General features: G+C 69.2%; 17 protein-coding genes. 11 read left to right on the top strand and 6 right to left on the bottom strand.

All coding sequences use genetic code 11. The features are described from left to right. Positions 1-19: 19 nt before the first annotated feature. Positions 20-262, bottom strand: a complete 243-nt coding sequence (locus NBT67_RS05860) for a hypothetical protein (RefSeq protein WP_251343887.1) — start codon at positions 260-262, stop codon at positions 20-22. A 72-nt stretch (positions 263-334) separates the two neighbouring features. Here NBT67_RS05860 and NBT67_RS05855 point away from each other — a divergent pair, with 72 nt between their 5' ends. Continuing rightward, complete coding sequence (locus NBT67_RS05855) at positions 335-1,927, top strand: phospholipase D-like domain-containing protein (RefSeq protein ID WP_251343886.1); 1,593 nt, start codon at positions 335-337, stop codon at positions 1,925-1,927. Here the strand turns inward: NBT67_RS05855 and han are convergent. Beyond that, the gene (gene han / locus NBT67_RS05850) at positions 1,924-3,831 is read right to left on the bottom strand and encodes a Hef-associated nuclease (RefSeq protein WP_251343885.1); all 1,908 of its coding nucleotides are present in this window, start codon (positions 3,829-3,831) and stop codon (positions 1,924-1,926) included. The genes NBT67_RS05855 and han overlap by 4 nt on opposite strands. A gap of 205 nt (positions 3,832-4,036) precedes the next feature. On the opposite strand from han, the gene NBT67_RS05845 reads away from it, so the two are divergent. Continuing rightward, entirely contained in the window at positions 4,037-4,462 is a 426-nt protein-coding gene (locus NBT67_RS05845; protein WP_251343884.1) for an FAD synthase family protein, read from the top strand. 25 nt (positions 4,463-4,487) lie between these two features. Here the strand turns inward: NBT67_RS05845 and coxB are convergent, their stop codons facing one another. Beyond that, complete coding sequence (gene coxB, locus NBT67_RS05840) at positions 4,488-5,285, bottom strand: cytochrome c oxidase subunit II (RefSeq protein WP_251343882.1); 798 nt, start codon at positions 5,283-5,285, stop codon at positions 4,488-4,490. Positions 5,286-5,475: 190 nt separating this feature from the next. Between coxB and cyoE the strand changes: the two genes are divergently transcribed. Genes cyoE through NBT67_RS05820 form a run of 4 tightly spaced genes read left to right on the top strand, consistent with a single transcriptional unit; the run spans position 5,476 to position 8,898 of the window. Further along, positions 5,476-6,831, top strand: coding sequence for a heme o synthase (gene cyoE / locus NBT67_RS05835; protein ID WP_251344349.1), 1,356 nt, complete (start codon positions 5,476-5,478; stop codon positions 6,829-6,831). 47 nt (positions 6,832-6,878) lie between these two features. Then, positions 6,879-8,033 carry a thiolase domain-containing protein gene (locus NBT67_RS05830; RefSeq protein ID WP_251343881.1) on the top strand — a complete coding sequence of 385 codons (1,155 nt, stop codon included), beginning with the start codon at positions 6,879-6,881 and terminating at the stop codon, positions 8,031-8,033. A 3-nt stretch (positions 8,034-8,036) separates the two neighbouring features. Beyond that, entirely contained in the window at positions 8,037-8,390 is a 354-nt protein-coding gene (locus tag NBT67_RS05825; RefSeq protein WP_251344348.1) for an OB-fold domain-containing protein, read from the top strand. A gap of 19 nt (positions 8,391-8,409) precedes the next feature. Continuing rightward, entirely contained in the window at positions 8,410-8,898 is a 489-nt protein-coding gene (locus NBT67_RS05820) for a hypothetical protein (RefSeq protein ID WP_251343880.1), read from the top strand. Here NBT67_RS05820 and NBT67_RS05815 read toward each other — a convergent pair. Then, the gene (locus NBT67_RS05815; RefSeq protein ID WP_251343879.1) at positions 8,895-9,506 is read right to left on the bottom strand and encodes a MaoC family dehydratase; all 612 of its coding nucleotides are present in this window, start codon (positions 9,504-9,506) and stop codon (positions 8,895-8,897) included. The two genes, NBT67_RS05820 and NBT67_RS05815, sit on opposite strands and share 4 nt — an antisense overlap. Before the next feature lie 177 nt (positions 9,507-9,683). Here NBT67_RS05815 and NBT67_RS05810 point away from each other — a divergent pair, with 177 nt between their 5' ends. The 5 genes from NBT67_RS05810 to NBT67_RS05790 all read left to right on the top strand — a co-directional run bounded on the left by NBT67_RS05810 (position 9,684) and on the right by NBT67_RS05790 (position 12,847). Further along, complete coding sequence (locus NBT67_RS05810; protein WP_251343878.1) at positions 9,684-9,998, top strand: AbrB/MazE/SpoVT family DNA-binding domain-containing protein; 315 nt, start codon at positions 9,684-9,686, stop codon at positions 9,996-9,998. A 24-nt stretch (positions 9,999-10,022) separates the two neighbouring features. Further along, positions 10,023-10,475, top strand: a complete 453-nt coding sequence (locus NBT67_RS05805) for a hypothetical protein (protein ID WP_251343877.1) — start codon at positions 10,023-10,025, stop codon at positions 10,473-10,475. A 38-nt stretch (positions 10,476-10,513) separates the two neighbouring features. Further along, positions 10,514-11,056 (top strand): poly(R)-hydroxyalkanoic acid synthase subunit PhaE, encoded by a 543-nt coding sequence (locus NBT67_RS05800; protein ID WP_251343876.1) that lies wholly within the window; start codon positions 10,514-10,516, stop codon positions 11,054-11,056. Continuing rightward, positions 11,053-12,426: a class III poly(R)-hydroxyalkanoic acid synthase subunit PhaC gene (gene phaC / locus NBT67_RS05795; RefSeq protein WP_251343874.1), complete on the top strand. Its 1,374-nt coding sequence runs from the start codon at positions 11,053-11,055 to the stop codon at positions 12,424-12,426. Before NBT67_RS05800 ends, phaC begins: the two co-directional genes overlap by 4 nt. A 172-nt stretch (positions 12,427-12,598) precedes the next feature. Continuing rightward, the gene (locus NBT67_RS05790; RefSeq protein WP_251343873.1) at positions 12,599-12,847 is read left to right on the top strand and encodes a helix-turn-helix domain-containing protein; all 249 of its coding nucleotides are present in this window, start codon (positions 12,599-12,601) and stop codon (positions 12,845-12,847) included. Positions 12,848-12,880: 33 nt separating this feature from the next. On the opposite strand, the gene NBT67_RS05785 is transcribed toward NBT67_RS05790, so the two are convergent. Together NBT67_RS05785 and NBT67_RS18065 are read right to left on the bottom strand one after the other, a co-directional pair. Next, on the bottom strand, positions 12,881-13,489 hold the full coding sequence (locus NBT67_RS05785) for a DUF7547 family protein (RefSeq protein WP_251343871.1): 609 nt from the start codon (positions 13,487-13,489) through the stop codon (positions 12,881-12,883). 29 nt (positions 13,490-13,518) lie between these two features. After that, a complete protein-coding gene (locus NBT67_RS18065) occupies positions 13,519-14,457 on the bottom strand; it encodes a PGF-CTERM sorting domain-containing protein (RefSeq protein ID WP_305881857.1) in 939 nt (312 codons plus the stop codon). Positions 14,458-14,507: the final 50 nt, after the last annotated feature.

The raw sequence follows: 14,507 nt of genomic DNA, 5'->3' as shown, positions 1-14,507 counted from the left end.
CCGGCCGCTGGCCCGCTGGCTACCCGAGGAACGTCGCCAGAAAGAGCAGGGCGAACCCCAGCGAGAGGCAGAACCCGCCGATCCGCCCGATCCAGGTGTGTTCCCGCACGTCGGTCCGACTGCTGTCGATCCGGTAGTCCTGAAACTCCTCGTTGTACTCGACGTAGCTCGGCATCTGGAAGAACTCGACGAACACCAGCGCGCCGCCGATCGTTCCGAGTGCCGATCCGAGCAGTCTGAGCGCGTTCGCGACCACGACCATGCTCCGACGGCCGACTGACGGCGACAAAAATCCTCCGAAGGTTCATACCGGGGGACGCGGCCAGGCCCGACCGTGTTCCCCTCCAGATCCGCCGTCGTTCCGCCGCTCCTCGCCGTCGTCGCCGTCGTCGCCGCCGCGAGCCTCCCGGTGACGGCCGTCGCCGATCCCGCCGTCGTCGGCGCCGTCCCCAACCCCGTCGCCGACGGCGACGACGGGGAGTACGTCGCCGTCCGCGTCCCGCCGGCCGCCACCGGCAACTGGACGCTCGGCGACGGCGAGACGGTCGTTCGGCTCCCCGCCGACCGCCCCGGCGAGCGGTTCGCCGTCAGCGACGACCCGAACGCCACCCGACGGCTGGTCGACCTCCCGGTCGTCGGGGTTCCGGACCTGGCGCTGTCGAACGGCGGCGAACGGCTCAGACTCCGGCGCGACGGCGTCGTCGTCGACGCCCTCCGCTACCGCGACGCGCCCTCCGGTGAACGGCTCGTTCGCGGGGCGGACGGCCGTCGGTGGCGCCCCGTCGGCCTCCAGCCCCGCGAGGTTCGACGCCACGGCCGGGCGACGGTCCGGGGCTTTCTCCTCCCCGACTCGCCGGGCGTCCCCGTCGAGACGCTCCGCGGCGCCGACCGCCGCATCCTCCTCGCGGGCTACACCTTCACCAGCGAGCGTGTCGCCGACGCCCTCGTCGCCGCGAAGCGCCGCGGCGTCAGGGTGCGCGTCCTCGTCGACGCCGATCCGGTCGGCGGGCGCTCCGCACGGGGAGCCGCGGCGCTCGACCGCCTCGCCGACGCCGGCGTCGAGGTGGCCGTCCTCGGCGGGCCGCGGGCCCGCTTCGAGTACCACCACCCGAAGTACGCCGTCGTCGACGACCGGGCGCTCGTCACCTCCGAGAACTGGAAGCCGGCGGGCGTCGGCGGGGCGAGCAGCCGAGGCTGGGGGGTCGTCGTCGACTCGCCGTCCGTCGCCGCCGACCTCGCGGGCCTGTTCCGCGCCGACGCGGGGTGGCGGGACTCGATCCCGTGGCGGCGCCATCGACGCGGCCGGACCTTCGACCCCGGCACCCCGGCCGAGGGCTCCTATCCGTCGCGGATCGACCCGACGACGGCCACCGGGACCGTCAGCGTCCTGACCGCGCCGGGCAACGCCGAGTCGGCGGTTGTGGGGGTCATCGACGACGCCGACCGGCGCGTGGACGTGATCCAGCCGAGCATCGGCCGGCGGGACGGCCCGCTCCTCCGGGCGACGGTCCGGGCGGCCGGCCGCGGCGTCGAGGTGCGCGTCCTCCTCTCGGGAGCGTGGTACGTCGCGGAGGAGAACGCGGCCCTCGTCGAGTGGCTGAACGGCGTGGCCGAGCGCCGCGACCTGTCGCTCTCGGCGCGGGTCGCCGAGCCACGCGGTCGGTTCGAGAAGGTCCACACCAAGGGGGTGATCGCCGACGACGTGGTGGTCGTCGGGAGTCTCAACTGGAACGAGAACGCCGTCTCGGAGAACCGCGAGGTGGCGGTGGCCGTGCGGAGCGAGGGACTGGCGGCGTACTTCCGTGAGTCCTTCGCCGCCGACTGGAAGCGCGGTGCTGGGCGGACGACGTGGCTCCTCGTCGCCGGCGCGGCCGCGGCGCTGGTGCTCGCGCTGCTGGTCGCGCGGCGCACGATCCGGTTCGCCTAGGTGTCGAGCGCCGCCGCGCTCGATAGCTCCTCGTCGAGTTCCGCGTCGGCCATCTTCTCGACGAGCGCGTCGATCACCTCGCTTCGCATCCCCTTGACGAACTTGATGGAGCCGACGACGAGGTGGCCGCCGCCGGAGACGCCGCCCCCGACCACCTCCTCGTCGAGTTCGGCCACCATCTCCGGGATGTCGAGGCGGACGCCGTCGGAGCGGAGGACCGCGAAGTCGGGCCCGTAACCGATGGTGATGACGGGGTCGCCCGTCTCCTCGACCTTGCGGTCGTGGAGGTTGCCGGTGGTCTTGCCCGGCGCCGGGTAGGTGAAGCGGTACGCGAAGTCGTCCAGGTCGACCCGGTACAGGTGGGCGTCGTTGTCGAGACGCTCGTGTTCGACGTGGGGGTCGAGCGCGGCCAACTGGCGGTCGATGTCCCGCTCGGCGCGGTCCGCGAGGAAGTCGACGAGTTCCTCGTGGCGGCGTTCGTCGTCACAGTCCACGTTCAGCACGTCGCTGACGAGGGTCTTGCCCTCGCTGTAGCGGAGCCAGTGGGCGGCGTAGTCGAGGGCCTCGCCGATCCGGACCAGGTCCTCGCGACCGTAGCCGGCCTCCGCCGCGAGGTCGACGAACGACTCCATCGGCTCCGCCTTCGAGCGGTCGGCGAGGCCGGCGACGGCGGGCACGTGCCGGAGTTCGTCGGTCATCCCGGGATCGATCATCCGCGCGAGTTCGACGCACATCATCCCCGTGGTGATGCGGTAGTCCTCGCCGTGGAGGTAGGGGTTGACGTGGGCGTCGAGCAGGTCGTCCACCGCCTCGGGGTCGGGGTGGTGGTGGTCGACGACGACGATGGGGACGTCGTAGTGGGCCAGGTTCTCGTAGGCGGGCACGTCCTCCTCGGTGCTGCCGTTGTCGAGCATGAGCAGGAGGGGGAGCTTCTGGCCGTGGCGCTCGCGGCCTTCGAGCGCGAAGTTCAGGTCGCGGGTCACGTCCTCCATCTCGTAGAACGGCGCCTTGCTCGGGAGGCGCTTGATGAGATGGCGGGGGGCGTCCTCGTCGTCGTGAACGGCCGTGATGAAGCGTTCGAGCGCCACCTGCACCGGGAGCGAGGCGCACATGCCGTCGCCGTCGGCGTGGTGGCGGACGCGGATCGGTCGCCCTTCGAGGACGGTCCGCCGGAGGCGACGGGCGACCGATTCGAGGTCCGGGCGGAGTTTCTCGAAGGCCTCCCACTCCACCAGCGGGTCGACGTCGTGGGGCTCGGCCCGTTCGTCGAGTCCGGCGTCGACGCGGTCGCGAACCTGGGCGGCCGTCTCGCCGCTCAGTCGGGTGAGCGACTCGACTTCGATCTGTGGGCTCCCCTCGTGTTCCTCGACGGTCCCCGAGATGCGGACGGCGTCGTCGAGTTCGACGTCGGGGTGGGCGCGGACGCCAGCCTCCTCGAAGGCCGTGCAGGCGACGATGCCGGTCTCGTCACAGCAGCGAAACACCGTCGGCCCGGCGGTCTGTTTGACCTGGATGATGGTGCCCTCGACGGTGACCGACTCGCCGACGGACAGGTCCTCGACCGGCGTGATCGTGGGCTGGTGGTCGACCGCGACCGTCCGGTAGTCGTCGAGGTCGGCCTCCTCGAAGGCGACGTCGCCGTTCTCGCGGATCGCATCGAGGCGGACGAGCAGGCGGTCGCCAACGTCGTAGTCGCCGTCGAGGTTCGACTCGTGGACGAGGCCGGACACCTCGTCGGAGACGTCGACGAAGACGCCGTACGCGACGACGCCGTTGACGACGGCGTGGTAGTACTCGCCCACCTCCACGTCCTCGGCCGTGCAGTCGGGTGCGAGGTCGTAGACGACGGGGCGCGAATCGCCCCGCGTGTCGGTGCCGGAATCCCCGGCATTCCCTGCGGTCATACAACTGTGTGATCGGTGCCCGAAGTTAAGCCTTGCAGAATACGTCCGTCGTGCGCGGGCGCGTCGAGCTGGTCGATCCGGACCGTGGCGCATCCGGAACCCTTAGAAGGCGACGCCACCGACCCGTATCCATGTGGCGCCCCCGGTGGGGACCCGTCGACGGCAGCGACCTCGACGCCCGCCGGGCGGACGCCGACGTCCATCCATGACCACCGTCGTCGCGCAGGGAACCTTCGACATCCTCCATCCCGGCCACGTGCATTACCTCTCGGACGCCGCCGCGATGGGCGACCGTCTCCACGTCATCGTCGCCCGGGGTCGGAACGTCACGCACAAGCCGAAACCGATCCTGTCGGACGGGCAGCGCCGGCGGATGGTCGACGCCCTCGACGTCGTCGACGAGGCCCACCTCGGACACCCCGAGGACATCTTCGTCCCCATCGAACGGATCGACCCGGACGTCATCGTCCTGGGGTACGACCAACACCACGACGAGGAGCGCCTCCGGGCGGCCCTCGGGTCGCGCGGCATCGACTGTCGGATCGAGCGCGCGTCGGCGCGGGACGCTCCGGACGACGAACTCTGCTCGACGGGACGGATCGTCGACCGGATCGTCGACCGGCGGTGTTAGCCGGGGAGAGAACTCGAGGGTCGCGCTACGCGAGAACCGGCGCCCGTTCGAGCGAGTCGTCGTGCGCCCGGACGACCTCCTCGTCCGGTTCGAGGTCGCTCGACGACCCGCTCTTTTGCTCCTCGATGTACTGCTGGTACTCCGACTGCGAGACGACCTCGATCTCGAAGTACATCTGCGAGTGGGCGACGCCACAGAACTCGGCGCAGTACCCCTGGTAGGTGCCCTCCTCCAGCGGCACGGTCTTGATCACGTTCGACTGCCCGGGCATGGCGTCCTGTTTCAGACCCATCTGGGGGACGTGGAACGCGTGTAACACGTCACTCGACGTGATGTTGAAGTAGACGTCCTGGCCTACGGGGACGACCACCGTCGGGGCGGTGCTGGAGACGGAGACGTTCTCCTTGGGGTAGCTCGCCTGCCAGCCCCACTGGAAGGCGTCCATGTGGACCAGCACGTCGTTGCTGTCCGGCGCGACGGCCTGCTCGCCCTGCTGGAAGGAGACGTTCTCGTTCGCGAGCACGCCGTAGGAGGCGACGCCGACGAACAGCAGGATGATGGCCGTGGCGACGGTCCACGTGATCTCCAGGCGGCGGTTCTCCTGGGTCGACTTCGCCTCGTCGGCGTCCTTGAACCGGTAGACCGTGTAGATGAGGATCCCCTCGACGAGAAGCGTGATGGGGACGGCGATCAACATCAGTTTATTGTTCAGCTGGTTGATTAGTTCTGCGGACACTGAACTCTGGGCCGCGACTGGATCGGCGGCGAGGGAGAGAGCCACCGCCGACAGCAGCGACGCCAGCACGAGGCGCGACCGTTTCATACTCTATGGGGCGTTAGAATCTCCTCCCTAAATAGCTACTGATAGGGCCGATCACCGGCCGTCACGCTGCCGTCGCGGCGTGGGAAAAAGCGGGGGGCCTAAATAGGCGGCTTTCCAAGGTCCGCCCAGTGATCGACCCGTGTCCCGTGACGTGACCGACCGGTTCCCGGGCCTGCTCGCGGCGAGCGCGATGGGCGTGTACCTGCTCTTGCTCGTCGGGACCACCGTCGCCGTCACCGACGCGGCCCGGACCTGTGCCGCGTGGCCGGCGTGTGGTGACGGGCTGGCGCCCCCGACGTCCGTCGCCGGCGCCCTGGTGATCGGCCACCGGCTCGCCGCGGTCGTCGTCGGCCTGCTCGTCCTCGCCGCCGGCGTCGCGGCGTGGCGGGGGGGTCGGCGTCGTCGCGTCCGTGCCGCCCTCGGCGTCTCGATGGTCTGTTACCCCGCGCAGGCCGCACTCGGTGCCGTCGTCGCGACGGCCGGCGCGACGGCCGCCCTCTCGGCCGTCCACCTGTTCGTGGGCATGGTCATCTTCGGTGGGCTGGTGGCCGCACTCGCGTGGACGCTCGAAGCCGACACCGGCGACCCGTCGGACGGTCCCGTCACCGACCCCGACGCGCTCTCGCCGCCCCCGGCGCCCGACGACGCCGGCTCTCCCACGCTCCCCGAGGCTCCCGTGGCCCGGGCCCGAACCGTCGCCGGCGCCTACCTCCGCCTCACGAAACCCCGGCTGATGTGGCTGCTCTGTCTCGTCGCCTCCGCGGGGATGGCGCTGGCTGCGGGGCCGGCGCTCGACCCCCGGACGGTGGTCCTGACGCTGCTCGGCGGCGTCCTCTCCATCGGCGCGAGCGGCACCTTCAATCACGTGCTGGAGCGCGACGTGGATCGGCGGATGAACCGGACCAGCGACCGTCCCCTCGCGACCGACGTGGTGTCGGTGCGAAACGCCTTGGCCTTCGGCGGCCTGCTGACCGTCGGCTCGCTCGTCGCCTTCGCCGCGGTCAACCCTCTGGTGGCCGTCCTCGGCCTCGCCGCCATCGTCTTCTACAGCGTGATCTACACGCTCGTGTTGAAGCCCAACACCGTCCAGAACACGGTCATCGGCGGCGCGGCGGGCGCCCTCCCGGCGCTGATCGGGTGGGCCGCCGTGACGGGGCGGGTCGGCCTCGGCGGCCTCGTGCTGGCGACGGTCATCTTCCTGTGGACGCCCGCCCACTTCTACAACCTCGCGCTGGCGTACAAGGACGACTACGCCCGCGGCGGCTTCCCGATGATGCCCGTCGTCCGCGGCGAGACGGAGACCCGCAAACACATCCTCTGGTGGCTGGGGGCGACGCTCGTCGGCGCCGGCGTGCTGGCCACCTGGCAGTCGCTCGGGTGGCTCTACGTCCTCACGACGGTGAGTCTCGGCGCCGCGTTCCTGTGGGCGGTCGTCCGCCTGCACGTCGACCGCACCGAATCCGCCGCCTTCCGGGCCTTCCACGCCTCGAACGCCTACCTCGGTGCCCTCCTCCTCGCGGTGGTCGTCGACGCGCTCGCCCTCTGAGTGTCACAAGGGTAAACGGTAAGCCGGTGGCCGCCGCGAACGAACGTATGGAGAACGTAGCGATCATCGGCGCGTCGATGACCCAGTTCGGACAGCGGGAGGGGTGGGTCCTCGACCTGCTCTCCGAGGCGGGGGCGGCGTGTCTCGACGACGCTGGCGTCCAACCGGACGCGGTCGATCACCTCTACGTGTCGAACATGGCGAGCGGCGAGTTCGAGGGACAGACGGGGATCATGAACGCCCTCGCGCACGACCTCGCGGCGATGCCGGCGTACACCGCCCGCATCGATCAGACGAGTTCGAGCGGGGGCGCGGGCGTCAAACACGCCTGGCAGTCGGTCGCCAGCGGCGCCAGCGACATGACCCTGCTCGTCGGTGGCGAGAAGATGACCCACCGGACCACCCCCGAGGCCACCGACATCATCGCCTCCATCACCCACCCGGTGGAGTACAAGCACGGCGTGACGCTCCCGAGTTTCGCGGGGCTGACCGCGCGGCTCTACCTCGACACCTACGACGCGCCCCGCGAGAGCCTGGGGAAGGTGGCGGTGAAGAACCACCGCCACGGCGTCCACAACCCCCACGCCCAGTTCCAGAAGGAGGTGGAACTGGAGACGGTGCTGGAGTCGCCCATCGTCGCCGACCCCCTCCGCCTCTACGACTTCTGTCCGATCACGGACGGGAGCGCGGCGCTCCTGCTCTGCCCCGAGTCCGTCGCCCGGGAGTACACCGACGACTACGTCCTCGTCTCCGGCGTCGGCGGCGCCACGGACACCCACGTCGTCCACGAGCGCGCGGACCCGACGACCATGCGGGGCGTCGTCGAGTCGAGTCGCATCGCCTACGACATGGCCGACTTGGGCCCCGAGGACGTCGACGTGGCCGAACTCCACGACATGTTCACCATCCTGGAGTTCCTCCAGAGCGAGGACCTCGGGTTCTTCGAGAAGGGCGACGGCTGGAAGGCGGTGGAGGAGGGTCGCACCGAGATGGGCGGCGACCTGCCGATCAACCCCTCGGGCGGCCTGAAGTCGAAGGGACACCCGCTCGGCGCGAGCGGCGTCGCACAGGCCTACGAGATATACGAACAGTTGATGGGCGAGGCCGGCAAGCGCCAGGTCGACGGCGCCCAGACCGGTCTCGCGTGCAACGTCGGCGGCTTCGGCAACTGCGTCATCACCACCCTCATGGAGGCGGTCTGAATGATGGAAGCGTACCAGTATCCCGACGGCAGCATCACGTACCCCGGGCATCCGATCGGCCCCGGGGGCGAGGAACCGGTTGATACGGTCGACCTCAGCGAGTACACCGCCGAGGTCATCACGTGGACGACGAGCACGGCGGCACCCCCGGGCGTCCGCGAACCGAACACGCTCGCCATCGTCGAGTTCGACGTCGACGGCGAGCCGGTGCGCGCGCTCGGCGGGGTCACGACCGACGACGTGGCGATCGGCGACGAGGTGCGGCCGGTGTACGTCGAGCAACTCCGGGAGCCCGGGGCCGGCATCCGGGAGCCCGAGAGCCAGGAGTGGGACGGCTACCGGTTCGAACCGATCTGAGTCCGCGGTCCCCGCCACCGTGCCCTCCTTCCGAACGAAACGCGGTCGGTGTCACCTCGACGGCGAAGCCCTGCGAATCGACTCCAGCCTCCGCGGCCAGCTGCGTCGCTACCGCGAGGGGAGCCGCCTCCTCTTTCTCTCCTATCTCGGCCTCCTCGCCGTCGCCGCCGGGTTCGTCCTCGCGAACCTGCTCGCGGGCGACGTGCGAACCCTCCTGCTCGCCGGCGGCGCCGCCGCGGCCGTGGTCGGGGTCGCGCGCCTGAGCAACCGCCTGCGGGGCTTCGGGACGCCGGACGAGATTCCGCTCGACGCCGTCGAACGGGTGACCGCGGTGCGGGGACGGAAGGGACTGACCCGGCCGCGGTTCGTCGTCACCTACGCCGTCGACGGTGAGACGCGAAAGCGGTACGTGATGATGCCGTCGCTGTGGCTGTCCTACGGCGAGGACGAGTTCCGGCGGGCGACGACCCTCTTTGCCGACGCCGGGATTCCGGTCCGCGAGGACTAGTCGTCGTCGGGCGCTTCGTCGATGAGGACGATGGCCTCCCCGTCGATGACGGTTTCGCCGTCCTCGTCCTCGACGACCGTCGTGAGCCGGTACCGACCGTCGCCGAGGTCCTCGACGACCTCACAGATGGCGGTGACCGTCTCGCCGATGTCGACGGGGCCGAGGAACTGGAGGTCCTGTGAGAGGTAGATCGTCAGTCCGGGCAGGCGCGCGAGCGCGGCGCTGATGAGCCCGGACACGAGCGTCCCGTGGACGATCTGTCGGCCGAAGCGGGTCTTCTCGGCGAAGTCGGGATCGAGGTGGAGGCGGTTCGTGTCGCCGCTGGCGTCCGCGAACTCGCGGATCTCCCGTTCGGTGAGCTGTTTCGAGAACCGGATCCGGTCGCCGACGCTGACGACGCCCTCGGCGCTCTCGTCGGAGTGTTCGAACGTCCAGTCCGACTTGGAGTACGTCACTTCCGGCGACACCGGTGGCTGGCGGTCCTCCTCGCCGTTGGCGAGCGTCGGGAACATCGCCCGGTTGGCCGCCAGCATGCTGTTGTAGAAGTGTTCGACGCTGTTCGAGAAGTGTTTGCCCGACTGTACCCACGCGTCCGTGAGGCTACCCATCGGGGTCGAGGATTGTTCCTGCATTGGTGATCTGTCCGTTGTTCGTGGTGGTCCGTTAAAGACTGGTCGCTTTCGTCGCCCGGCACGACCGGGTGCGACCATTCAATGTCTTTGAGTGGTATAGGACGGTAACAAAAGTAAAGCTTATGCCTCTGGGTCGCCACAGGTGTAACAAGGATGACGCGAGACGAGGACGATGGATCGCCGACGTGGCCTCCGATGCCCTTTGCCCAGCAGTTCCAGAACGCCAGCGAAGACGCGGTCGAACAACAGATGAAGCTGTTCAAGCAGTTCGTGTCGGGCGGTGCCGGGAGCGGGTTCGACGGGTTCTCGCAACTGGGCGCGATGAGCATGGGGACCGCGATGTTCAAGACCCGCGTGCAGAGCGGGGGTCGCATCAGCATCCCCGATGCCGAGCGGGAGACGCTCGACATCGAGGACGGCGACATCGTCCAGACGATCGTCATCCCAGTCAAACGAAACTCCGAGTGAGACCCTATGAGTGCTAACAATCCCATGAGTTCGGCCTTCGACCTGCAGCGCACGATGATCGACCAGACCCGCCGCGCCGCCGAGACGAGCATCGACGTCCAGCGCTCCGCCGTGGAGACCTGGTTCGACTCCTTCCAGTCCGTCAAGTCCGTCCAGAAGAGCGGCGTCACGCTCTCGAAGACGGCCATCGAGGCCTACCTCGACGGCCTGAAGTCGGTCTACCCCGAGGAGTCCGTCGCGGAACTCGAGGCGGCCGTCGACGAGCAGTTCGAGGCCGTCGACGAGATCCACGAGGACGCCTGGCAGTCCTTCCTGCAGGGCCTCGACGAGGCGGAGGCGACCTACGACGAGCTGACCGAGATGCAGCTCGAACTGCTCGCGGACAGCTTCGACGCCGTCGAACAGTTCCAGTCCGAGGCCGAGGAGACGACCGAAGAGGCCGTCGCCTCCGCCGAGGAACTGGCCGAGTCGGCCTAACCGGAGCCTATTCCACCCCGACCCCCTATTTACATACGATGACCAACGATGCCAGCGGTACGTTCGACGGACAGATGGACGCGTTCCTCGAACGCATGACCGAGACGTATATGAACGCCCTCGACCGCAACCTCGACGCCCAGTCGGCGTTTCTCGAATCCTGGATGGATTCGATGGAGGACAACCTCTCCGAGGAGCGGATTCAGGAGGGCTACGAGGGATCGATGCGCGCTTACGAGGCGTGGATGGACGCCGCCGAGACGTCCTTCGAACGCATGGGAAGCGCCATGCAGGGCGAGGACGTCGAACCGGAGGAGTTCCGCGACATCTGGCTCTCCTCGGCCAACGAGGCGTTCAAGGAGATGATGACGACCACCGCCTTCGCGGCGGCGACGGGCCAGACCGTCGAGGAGGCGATGGACATGCGCCAGACCATCGACGAGGCGTCCGAGGAGACGCTCCACGCCCTCAACTTCGCGACGGTCGGCGACGTTCGCGAGGTGGGCGAACGGCTCGTCGAACTCGAACGCCGCCAGCACTCCATCGAGCAGAAGCTCGATCGGTTGCTCGACCAGCAATGAACCCCTTCACCTTCCCCCTGGACGTCCAGCGCGACCTCTGGGAGCGCGCCGCCGCCGACACCGAGTCCGTCGGCGCCATCCCGGACGGCCTGGAGACGATGGCCGAGGTGGAGGTCGGGGGGACGCCCAGCGAGGTCGTCTACCGCGAGAACAAGCTCGAACTCCACCACTACGAGCCGCTGGTGCCCGAGGAGGAGCGCCACGACGTCCCCCTCCTCTTCGTCTACGCGCTCATCAACCGGCCGTACATCCTCGACCTCCAGCCGGATCGGAGCGTCGTTCGGCGGATGCTCGAAGCCGGCTTCGACGTCTACCTGATCGACTGGGGCGAGCCCTCCGAACTCGATACGTCCCTGTCGCTGCACGACTACGTCAACCGCTACATCGACAACTGCGTCGACGAGGTGCGCGAGCGCTCGGGACAGGAGTCGATCAACGTCCTCGGCTACTGCATGGGCGGCACGATGAGCGTCATGTACGCCGCGCTCCACCCCGAGAAGGTCCGAAACCTCGGGCTCATGGCTGCCGGCCTCTGTTTCGACGGTACCGGCGGCATCCTCGAGATGTGGGGCGACGAGGACTTCTTCAGCCCCGGCACCATCACCGAGACGTTCGGCAACGTGCCCGCCGAGTTCCTCGACGTCGGGTTCGCGCTGATGGACCCGGTTCACAACTACGTCACGAAGTACGGCAACCTCTACGACAACATCGACGACGACGACTTCGTGGAGAACTTCGCCCGGATGGAGAGGTGGCTCAACGACCCCATCGACGTCCCCGGGGCCGCCTACCGGCAGTTCCTCGAAGACGTCTATCAGGACAACAAGCTCTACCGCAACGAACTCGAACTGGACGGCGAGCGGGTCGACCTCGACGACGTCACGATGCCCGTGTTGCAGGTGATCGGCGAGTACGACCACCTCATCCCCCCGGAGGCGAGCAAGCCCTTCAACGAGGCGGTCGCCAGCGACGACACCGAGATCATGGAGTTCTCGACGGGCCACATCGGCCTCTCGGTGTCGAGTTCCACCCACGAACACCTCTGGCCCGAGGTGGCCGAGTGGTTCGCCGAGCGCTCCGTGGACGAGGCGGACGCGGACTCCGGGACGGCGGACGAGGCGCCCGAGTCCGACACCCCCGACGCCGCCGTCGCCGAGGACGTCGAGACGACCGAGGCGGACGTCGCCGGCACCGATCTGCAGGAACTCGACGGCATCGGCCCGGCGTACGCCGAGCGCCTGCACGACGCCGGCGTCGACTCCGTCGAGGCCCTCGCCGACGCCGACGCCGCGACGCTGTCGGCCGACAGCGGCATCGACGAGGGACGCATCCGCCGGTGGATCGACGCGGCGACCGAACGCACCGCGTAGCGGCCGGCGCGATCCGCTCCCGGACCCATCCCTCTCCGGGTCATGATTCTGCATCGAACATTAACGAACGTGAACTATCGGAGGACATATAATTACATATAAGGGATATCGAGAGTATGGTGCATATATTGGAAGGGTTTATTACTTAGAAGGTGGACATTTCGGGTAGATCATGAGTACGAACCTGAGCGCGAACGCGACGATCGCCCCGACCACCGACAGCCTGGACGTTCCGGACGAACTCACCGCCGCCGACTCGAAGCTCGTGTACCTCTTCGTCACCGTCTCCGACGGCGTCACGGTCGACGAACTCCAGTCGTCGCTCGACATCCGGAAGATCAGCCTCTTCCCCGTCCTCGACACCCTGTCGGATCGGGGCCTGATCGACCGCATCGACGACGAGTACGTCGCCGCGTCGTAGACGACATCTCCACCCGTCGCCCCCGGGCGACGCTCACTCCTCCTCTCCGTCTTCCTCCATCGACTCCTTGATCGACGTCAGCTCCGATTCCACGTCGACGGGTTCCTCCCGGACGTCGATGTCGACGCCCCGGTCGTCCGCCGTCCGTCCCCCGCTCCGCCCGCTCTCCGCCCCGTCGTCGACCGCCGCCAGTCGCTCGTCGATTTCGGCCGTCAGCGACCGGGCATCGGCGAGGATCGACCCCGCCGCCGACTCCTCCGGGAGGTCGGCGTCGGTGAGGGCTCCCCGCAGGTCGGCGAGGGCCTCCCGGAGCGTCGTCACCTCGGGGCCGTCCGACGACGACAGTCGCTCCCGGAGGCGGCCCTCCGTCGGCCGCGGCCCCGCGAGACGGAGGACCGCGCGCAGCAGTTCCAGCGACTGGACCGTCGCTTCGAGCAGGGCGATCAGCGTCGGAATCGTGTACTCCTCGGTGAATCGGAGGAGTTCGCCCGGTGTCGGCGGCCGGCGCCGCGGGACGGCGCCGTCTCCCCGCCGACGTCCGCGCTCGCGCACGTCCTCGCCGACGGCCGCCCGGAGGTCGGCGAGCGTCCGCTCTAGCTCCGACAGCAGGTCCACCAGTTCTTCGTCCTCGTCGCGGCTCATGGCCGAACGTCGGTCCGGAGGCGCTTATATCAGTCGCGCCGTCGCGGCACCGCCGCGGCCGCCAGGAGGGCGAGGACGGCGACGACGGCGCCGAACCCGTCACCCGCGGATTCGGTCGGCGTGGGCGTGGCGGTGGCGGTAGGTTCGGCGGTCGGCGCCGGCGTGGCGGTGACGGTGGGTTCGGGAGCCGGGGTCGGCGTGGCGGTGGGCTCCGGCGTCGCCGTCGGGTCGGGGGTCGGCGTCGCCGTTGGTTCGGGAGTCGGCGTGGGCGTGGCGGTGGCGGTGGCGGTGGCGGTGGGTTCCGGCGTCGCGGTGGCGCCGCCGGCGACGGTCACCTCGGTCGTCGCCGACCCCGCCTCGATGTCGCTCCCCTCGACGGTGATCCGGTACGTTCCGGGGTCGGCACTGCTCGTGTCGACGGTGACGCTGCCGCCGCTCTCCGTGATGACCGCGTCGCCCGCCAGGTCGATCCCGTCGGGGCTCTCGACGGTCACGTCGAGGCGGTCGGCGTCGGCGAAGTTGTACTCGACCGTGATGCGGACCTCCTCGAAGTCGTCGGCCGGGAGGGTGTCGCCCGCGATGTCGACGCCGCGCTCGTTGCGCACGTCGAAGTCGGTGATCCGCGGGCGGACGACCACCAGTTCGGGCTCGTCGTCGTCGTCGGTGTCGGCGTCGTACGACCCCGGATCGACGCCGCCGAAGTCTGCGCGCTCCGGGGTGACGGTGAACACGTTGTCGCCGGTCGTCGAGACGAACGTCGTCTGCTCGGTACCGATCGTCCCGCCGCCGGTGAGTTGCACGTCCGAGACGTCGAGCGTCTCGCTGACGTACACCCGGACGGGCGGGCTCGTGTCGGCCGGCTCCTCCCGGGGCTCCTCGGCGGCGGCGGCGAGGCCGGCGACGGCCCCCACGACGAGGAGGCAGGCGAGGAGGGTCGCGAGAACCGCGCGGGGTGGGTCGGATCGCATACGCGTCCCTACGCAGTCCCCGATAATGGGTCTTGTCTCGCCACCGTCCC

This window comes from Haloplanus sp. GDY1, from assembly GCF_023703775.1.
GTDB classification, from domain to species: Archaea; Halobacteriota; Halobacteria; order Halobacteriales; family Haloferacaceae; genus Haloplanus; species Haloplanus halophilus.
Note: the sequence above shows the minus strand (reverse complement) of the source record. Positions and strands in the feature narration are given on the sequence as shown.